At 54.1% G+C, this 7,739-nt stretch carries 7 protein-coding genes and 1 pseudogene; 4 read left to right on the forward strand and 4 right to left on the reverse strand.

Going from position 1 to position 7,739, the window contains the following annotated elements:
- Nucleotides 1–88: 88 nt before the first annotated feature.
- The 3 genes and pseudogenes from K5E40_RS35325 to K5E40_RS33760 form a co-directional block, all read right to left on the reverse strand.
- A complete protein-coding gene (locus K5E40_RS35325) occupies nt 89–277 on the reverse strand; it encodes a hypothetical protein (protein WP_260456240.1) in 189 nt (62 codons plus the stop codon).
- Between the two features lie 204 nt (nt 278–481).
- Nucleotides 482–802 (reverse strand): YbjQ family protein, encoded by a 321-nt coding sequence (locus tag K5E40_RS33755; RefSeq protein ID WP_221734375.1) that lies wholly within the window; start codon nt 800–802, stop codon nt 482–484.
- A 347-nt stretch (nt 803–1,149) separates the two neighbouring features.
- Nucleotides 1,150–1,527, reverse strand: a pseudogene (locus tag K5E40_RS33760) (site-specific integrase); the annotation flags it as partial.
- Nucleotides 1,528–1,666: 139 nt separating this feature from the next.
- On the opposite strand from K5E40_RS33760, the gene dusA reads away from it, so the two are divergent.
- Nucleotides 1,667–2,641: a tRNA dihydrouridine(20/20a) synthase DusA gene (gene dusA, locus K5E40_RS33765; RefSeq protein WP_221734376.1), complete on the forward strand. Its 975-nt coding sequence runs from the start codon at nt 1,667–1,669 to the stop codon at nt 2,639–2,641.
- Nucleotides 2,642–2,690: 49 nt separating this feature from the next.
- Here the strand turns inward: dusA and K5E40_RS33770 are convergent, their stop codons facing one another.
- The gene (locus K5E40_RS33770) at nt 2,691–3,524 is read right to left on the reverse strand and encodes an undecaprenyl-diphosphate phosphatase (RefSeq protein ID WP_221734377.1); all 834 of its coding nucleotides are present in this window, start codon (nt 3,522–3,524) and stop codon (nt 2,691–2,693) included.
- A gap of 503 nt (nt 3,525–4,027) precedes the next feature.
- Here K5E40_RS33770 and K5E40_RS33775 point away from each other — a divergent pair.
- The 3 genes from K5E40_RS33775 to K5E40_RS33785 all read left to right on the forward strand — a co-directional run bounded on the left by K5E40_RS33775 (nt 4,028) and on the right by K5E40_RS33785 (nt 7,466).
- Nucleotides 4,028–4,768: a winged helix-turn-helix domain-containing protein gene (locus K5E40_RS33775; RefSeq protein WP_221734378.1), complete on the forward strand. Its 741-nt coding sequence runs from the start codon at nt 4,028–4,030 to the stop codon at nt 4,766–4,768.
- Nucleotides 4,769–5,038: 270 nt separating this feature from the next.
- Entirely contained in the window at nt 5,039–5,680 is a 642-nt protein-coding gene (locus K5E40_RS33780) for a helix-turn-helix domain-containing protein (protein WP_221734379.1), read from the forward strand.
- A gap of 391 nt (nt 5,681–6,071) precedes the next feature.
- Nucleotides 6,072–7,466 (forward strand): undecaprenyl-phosphate glucose phosphotransferase, encoded by a 1,395-nt coding sequence (locus K5E40_RS33785; RefSeq protein ID WP_221734380.1) that lies wholly within the window; start codon nt 6,072–6,074, stop codon nt 7,464–7,466.
- The last annotated feature ends 273 nt before the right edge of the window (nt 7,467–7,739 follow it).

Consider the following 7,739-nt stretch of genomic DNA (forward strand, 5'->3'; position numbering starts at 1 on the left):
AGCTGAACAGCGCCAGTCACGGCGCTACGCGCCATGCCTGGCGCACCACAAAAAACCCCGCTTGTTGGCGGGGTCGCTCGCTGCAGGACTATTTTCGGGCACGAGTCGCGACCCTGGGCAGGAACTTTGCCTTCGGTCCTTTTGGCGCCGCGGACTTGATCTTGCCGATCTGAACCGGATCCTCGCCAAAGCCAGCCTGATAATCGGTCTGGCCGCATCGTACGCAATTGTTCAATGGAAACTCAGCACCATCGTCTTCGATATACGGATCAGTCATACCTTCGCCCCTGAGAAATGGGTCGACACCAGCAAAGCTCTTTTGCCTGAAAAAATATCGACCTCCAAGACTTTTGAGACTAGCTGGTCATTCCTGGACTTGCGGTTCAGATCGACCCATGCCCGACGAGCGGCCTACACCCACTGAAAACAACTTAAACACGGTGACAGCGAAATCTATCGGCCACCGAGTTTGGGCCGATAATCAGCGCAACTTGACCGCTGTCCCTGTTGCGAACACCACAACCATACCGCCCTTGCCCGCAGGCATGCTGATCTCGAAGTCCACTCCAACCAAAGCGTCCGCCTGCAAGGCTCGCGCTCGTTCCTTGATCTCGTCAGTTGCCTGGATACGCGCCTCTTTCAACGCACGCTCCAAGGTCTGAGAGCGCCCACCAAAAAAATCCCTCATCCCCGCAAACATGTCGCGAATCACGTTCACGCCCTGCACGGATTCGGCACTAACGACATCCAGATAAGCCGTTATTTGACGCCCCTCGATTGAGGGCGTGGTGGTGATAATCATCCGATCAATCCTTGTCATACCTGAAAAAAGTGATTATCAACTGAGTCGAGCTTGAGCGCTTGCTCTGTTGATCATCACGCCTAATGCTGGGTCACGGGAAAAGTCGCTTGGATCATAACCGCTGCCTTTGCTGCCTCAGAGATCTACAAAACCAACAACAAACCTAAAGAAGCCGGGCGCCGAGGGATTATCCTCGGTGCCGCGTTGGCTGAACTGAATATATCGATGCTATGCGGCCCCGCCGCCCCGGTTTACGCAATCGCAGTTGTGGTTGCGGGAAGCGTCGCAGGAAGCATCCCAGGCGACTATGTGGCGGATCGTTTTGATGAGGAACGGGAGGCCTCCCTTTCGCCACTCATCCGCCACAGGGCGAATTCCACCAAGCACTGCGTATTGATGTCGGTGTCATTGAGCTTGCCGAAGGAGCTGACAACGAGGGCCGTGAGCGTAATCTTTTGGGTCTTGCCCAGCGGCCGCGCTTTTTCGACTTCGCGCAGGTACTGATCAATCATCTCTTTGGCAGTTGCGCCCTTGCGGCTCGCCCGCTCGATAGCGCCAGGCTCATTGAGTTCCGATTCACGCTTACAAGCGCACGCTTGCGCAGCCTGTTTCCGGGCGAAGGTCTAGCTCTCTTGGTAGACTTGCACTCCAGCGCGCTTGATGCGGATCTGAGCAGTGGAGCTCACAGACCCATCTGCCAGTTTTCTTGCCCTGATAGCTGCCATATCGAAAGTGGTACGCGTCGGTTTTGAAGTGGTAGATCGCACCACCGAGACCTGAAAAACGCCTGAAAACGCCCCAAAACACGCCGAAAACACGTTGAGTAAAATGGTACAGAATCAGAGCCTTAGCCCAGTAAAACCAATGCCTACGCTGTCTCGGCGCTTTAGTGTTGCCCCCATGATGGATTGGACTGACCGCCATTGCCGGTTCTTCCTACGCCTGCTGTCGAAGAACGCCCTGCTCTACACCGAGATGGTCACCACCGGCGCGCTCCTTAACGGCGATCACGAACGTTTCCTCCGTCACAACGAAGCCGAGCATCCGCTGGCGTTGCAGTTGGGCGGTAGCGTTCCGTTGGATCTGGCCGCTTGCGCGCGGATGGCTGAGGAACACGGTTATGACGAGGTGAATCTCAATGTCGGCTGCCCAAGCGATCGTGTGCAGAACAACATGATCGGTGCGTGCCTGATGGGACATCCGCAACTGGTGGCCGATTGTGTAAAGGCGATGCGCGATGCAGTGTCGATTCCGGTGACGGTGAAGCATCGAATCGGGATCAATGGGCGCGACAGTTACGAGCAGTTGTGTGATTTCGTCGAGACGGTGCGGGATGCCGGGTGTACCAGTTTTACAGTCCATGCGCGGATTGCAATTCTGGAGGGGTTGTCGCCGAAGGAAAATCGCGACATTCCGCCGTTGCGCTATGACGTTGCCGCACAGTTGAAGGCGGATTTTCCAGAGTTGGAGATTGTGCTGAACGGCGGGATCAAGACGATAGAGGCTTGCCATGAGCATTTGCAGACCTTCGACGGTGTAATGCTAGGGCGTGAGGCTTATCACAATCCGTATTTGCTGGCGGAGGTGGATCAGCAGTTGTTTGGTAGTTCAGCGCCGGTGATCAGCCGCGCTGAGGCGCTGGCGCAGTTGCGGCCTTATATTGCCGAGCATTTGCTGGCCGGTGGCTCGATGCATCACATCACTCGCCATGTGCTGGGCTTGGGCACCGGGTTCCCGGGGGCGCGCAAGTTTCGTCAGTTGTTGTCGGTGGATATTCACAAGGCCAAGGATCCGCTGGCGTTGCTGGATCAGGCGGCGGAGTTGCTTGAAGGCCGTTGATGCCATCCCCTCAAACTGGCCAGGCGAGTTGATTCGCCTGGCTTTATCCTCATCCCGCCGCTGCCGCCGTCCAGTTCACCCAGCCGAAGAGCCACGTTGCCAATATCAGCAAGCCAAACGCGATCCGATACCAGGCGAACGCGGCGTAACTGTGGTTGGCGATGAACTTGAGCAGGCCGCGCACGGCGATCATCGCGAAAATAAACGCAGTAACGAAGCCGAGGGCGAAGACTGGCAGGTCACTTTGCTGAAACAGGTCGCGGTACTTGTAGCCTGAATAAACGGCGGCGCCTACCATCGTTGGCATGGCGAGGAAGAACGAGAACTCGGTGGCGGCTTTGCGCGACAGACCGAACAGCAGGCCGCCGATGATGGTTGAGCCGGAGCGCGAGGTGCCTGGAATCATCGCCAGGCATTGTACGAAACCGACCTTTAGCGCGTCAGACCAGTGCATGTCGTCGACGTGATCGACACTCACTACGTGATTACGCTGTTCGGCCCATAGCATCACAACACCGCCGACGACCAAGGCCACAGCGACGGTGATGGGGTTGAACAGGTATTGATGGATTTTGTCAGCGAACAATACTCCCAGTACAACGGCGGGGAGAAAGGCGATCAGCAAGTTGAGGGTGAAGCGCTGAGCATTACGCTCAGTGGGCAAACCTTTGACGATGGCGAAGATCTTCGGCCGGAACTCCCAAACGACGGCAAGAATGGCCCCCAGTTGAATAATGATGTTGAAGGCCATTGCGCGTTCGCCGCCGAAATCCAGCAAGTCGGCGACGATAATCTGGTGGCCGGTGCTTGAGATAGGCAGGAACTCGGTCAGGCCCTCTACCGCACCTAATATCAACACCTGGAAAAGGGTCCAGAAATCCATTAATCCTCCGTCAGAGTGCTCGTGGCGAGCGACCCGTTAAAACTGCACTCAGAAATTGAGTATCTGTATTGAAACAATTGCTATATCGGCCCATTGCTGAGTAGGCGACGCAGAATATGCCTTATTAAAAGACACACTCAAGCCATGTTAGTAATCGTCCGCCTACGAACTACTCGGAAAATATTTAGGCACTTTAATAGAAAAAGTTTGCCAACCGGGAAAAGTGTGATCAATATCACACTCTCTTCGATGGCTAGATAATGGCAAAAGGACACAAGACAGTAATGGCCACTGATTCAAAATAGTGGCACAATTTCATTGTGCCACCATCTAGCAGCTAGTTCAGCCCCCCGAGAAAATCAACTAAAAGCATGAAATGCTTAATTATTGTTATAAAACTCGGGAGCCACGTCTAAAAATCGCGTGAATGTTACCAATTGTCAGTCACAGATGAGAATTAGTGCTTTAACATCCCGATGTCAGCACTTAATTCGAGTCAATGCATGATGCTCTCAGGGAACTTGGCGACTAGAAGTCCGCGCCCGACAAACGATGAACCCGGCGTTCTCACTCTGGGTCGAACCCGTGGCGTGGCTGAACATTTTAGAGCACTGATCGCCCGGCACATACGAAGCGATATGGCACTGGATGCCAACGCCTACACTAGTTCATATGAGCAGAATGAACACCCTGGTTCGTATCGAGCCATCTTCATTGTCATCGACAGCCCCCAAGCTCTTGAAGAGAATCTTGCGCTGGTGGAGAGCCTGCGCACCGACAACTTGAAACCTATCATTTGTGCGGTCATCAGCGGTCGCGGCGCCTTCAACAAGATCAAGTATTATCTGGCCGGGGCGGACTTTTGTATCAAGGTCAACACTCCTTGCGACGATGGCGCCGAGTCACTTGGCGAATTCTTCAACAGTGAAGAATGGCAAAGAGAAGTCAATCTGACACTCGACCCCACTCGTATCTGCCTGATGGATACCAGCAAGAAGCTGGATATTTCTTTCGCTGAAATGAAGATCCTGGAAGCCTTTGCGCAAACCAGTAATCACATCCTCAGCCACGATGAAATCGCCGATATCATGGGGCTCAATACCAATTTCTACGATCCCAGGGCGCTGGAAAAATCAATCAGCCGCTTGCGTGGAAAAATCAAGGACATGTATGGTACGAACGCGATTCAGAGTATCCGCGGCTACGGCTATCGCCTGATGCGCGGTCTGATATCGACTGCCTGACTCAAGGGCACCATCCCTTTTGCATACTTACGAAGGATCGTCTGATGCAACCATATAGCTCTAGTTATACCTCACGCCTACTAATAACAAAGCGCTTGAATGAGCACGCCAACATAATAATAAATTCAACAACATAGCAGCAGATCGAGTGGAATTCATCGAGGGCTATCATTGGGCCCAGACCCTGCCTATCGATTACTTCCAAGGAAGTCATTGCTCGCCTGCCGATTTATCTTTTAGCCATTTTTGGTGTGTATTTAGGAGAGAGACATGGAAACTAGTACAACCCTCCCAAGAAAATATTTTGTTGTCGTGACTCACAGTACAAGTTCGCAGCGTGAACTTGAGAGCATGTTGTCCAGCAAGCGCTTCAATTCGTTTGGTACGTCTCAGGCACAAATGTTTATTGAAGGTGCTACTTCGCCCTCTTCCGCCCCCATGCTGATGGAGTTCACCTACCCAAACGGCACCCGAAGAAACGTCGCCCGTACGATTGAACATGACACACAGCGAATATTAGCCACTCTTGAGTCCGAATGGCTGGCTGCACAGTCGGCGAATCCATTTCACAGCGTCTCGGCAAACACGCCTCCAGTCATCATGGGCGACACGCCTTGCAGCGAAACCTGGCATCTCGATAATGATCAGGGCGCACTGAGCAAAGAAGGCGTCGAAATCAGTCTGACTGGCCTGGAAACCGCATTGGTCAAGAAAATGCTTAACCATGAAGAGCGTGTTGTCAGTCGCGATGACCTGATCCTCAGCATCGGCCGAGAGCCGGAGCAGTATCGCGGCCTGGAAATGTGCCTGAGTCGCCTGCAAGACAAATTCAAAAGCGCCAGCAATGGTGAACGATTGTTCCGCGCCGTAAGAAATCGCGGTTATTGCCTCATCCAGGAAATCGTCGCGTAAACACGGCGACCGTTCCGTACAAAGCAAACAGATAACAGTGCGACTACAAAAACAAGAAGAGCACTCTGTTTGACTTTACCTCCCTTCGCTAAATAAGACTTCCATGCCTCCACCCCTCCAACAGTAACAAAAACGACATCATCTATTCACCCCCTCCTCCACGACCTTTTCTAACACCCCTCTATTTAATTATTTAAAAGTTGGCACTGTGCCACCTTGTTAGAACTCGTCAGACACCATTCCCGACAATAACTTAGTCTATTGATTGACGACAGTTCGACCTATCGACGTTGTTACCTCAGGACACTCGTTAAAACAAAAACAATAACTCTGACTAACAACTCGGCTTTCAACTGTTGAAACCTGAATGGACGTCTTTTGGGGATATCGTATGGATCTTTCTCTCAGTATCAATCGAAGCGCAGGCCTCAAAGGACTGACCTTTTGGGGCCAATGGGCGCTGGCACAGGGCTTTGTTGTAACGCTGTTGTTCATACTGGCTGAGCAGCACACCGGTACCGTCGCGTTCTACTACCGAATGTGCGCAACACTGGCGGTATTGGCCTCGGTCCCGGCCTACACGTTTAGCGGCGTTTATCGCAAACGCGACAACTACCTGACCGGGTTGGGTCGGCTGTTGATGGGCTGGTCGATGACCATGGCGGCGCTGGCCTTCATCGCCTTTGTTTGCAAGGCCGATGAGCTGTTCTCACGACAGGTGATTCTGAGTTGGGCGGTGTATGGCTTCCTGGGTCAGGCACTGCTGTACGCGCCGCTGCATGCGTTTTCGAAGTTCTATCAGCGCTCGCGTAAAAGCGAGCACAAGACCCTGATTGTAGGAACAGGCGAACTGGCACTGGGCTTGGCGAAGAAGCTCAACCAACTGGAGAACCTGCCGTTGGTGGGTCTGGTCAGCAACGGCGATCTGCCGGTCCTGGACTCGGACGCACCGCGCATCGTCGGCGCTCAGGAAGAGTTGCTGGCTCTGATCGAGGCCCACGACATCCGCCGCTTGTACATCACGCTGCCGCTGTGCGAAGCGGCGAAAATCGAAGCGATGTATGTCGATTTGCTGGGGGCCAACGTGGACGTTGTCTGGGTGCCGGATCTGAACAGCCTGACGCTGCTCAATCACTCGGTGAAAGTCGTGGACGGTCTGCCGGCGATCTACCTGAACGAGAGCCCGCTGACCAGCCGCCCGACGGCGGCCCTGAGCAAAAGCCTGATGGAGAAAAGTGTGGCGCTGCTGGCCATCATCCTGCTGAGTCCGGTGCTGCTGGTCATTGCGCTGGCGGTCAAATTCAACTCGCCCGGCCCGGTGTTCTTCAAGCAGGATCGCCATGGCTGGAACGGCAAGGTGATCAAGGTCTGGAAATTCCGCTCGATGCGTATGCATGATGACCGTGAAGTGAAACAGGCCAGCCGTAACGACTCGCGTATTACGGCGGTCGGCCGCTTTATCCGTCGCACATCGCTGGACGAGTTGCCGCAATTGTTCAACGTGCTGCAAGGGCATATGGCCCTGGTGGGGCCGCGTCCACATGCTGTCGCGCACAACCATTTTTACTCGGGGAAGATCCTTGCCTACATGGCGCGTCACCGGATTAAACCGGGGATCACCGGGCTTGCTCAAATCAGCGGCTGCCGGGGTGAAACGGACACCATCGACAAGATGCAGAAGCGTGTTGAGATCGATCTGCAATACATCAATAGCTGGTCATTGTGGCTGGACCTGAAGATCCTGGTGAAGACACCGTTTACACTGCTGTCGAAGGATATTTACTGAGGTTGAGGGCTTAACACCGCGAGGGGACGAAAGTCCCCTTTTTTGTGCCTGTTGTTTGGGGGGGCAGGCGACATCGATGTTGAATGTGCCGTCGCCGTCGCGAGCAAGCCCGCTCCCACAGGAATTCTCGGCGGGCCGGGAGGTTGTGATTCGGCAGATAACACGGCGGGAACGTGGCTTGCCCGCGATGGCGGTGGGTCAGGCAACATTAATGCTGGATGTGCCGACGCCTTCGCGAGCAAGCCCGCTCCCACAGGGATTCTCGGCGGGCCG

Source organism: Pseudomonas baetica (assembly GCF_019733355.1).
Taxonomy (GTDB): Bacteria; Pseudomonadota; Gammaproteobacteria; order Pseudomonadales; family Pseudomonadaceae; genus Aquipseudomonas; species Aquipseudomonas baetica_A.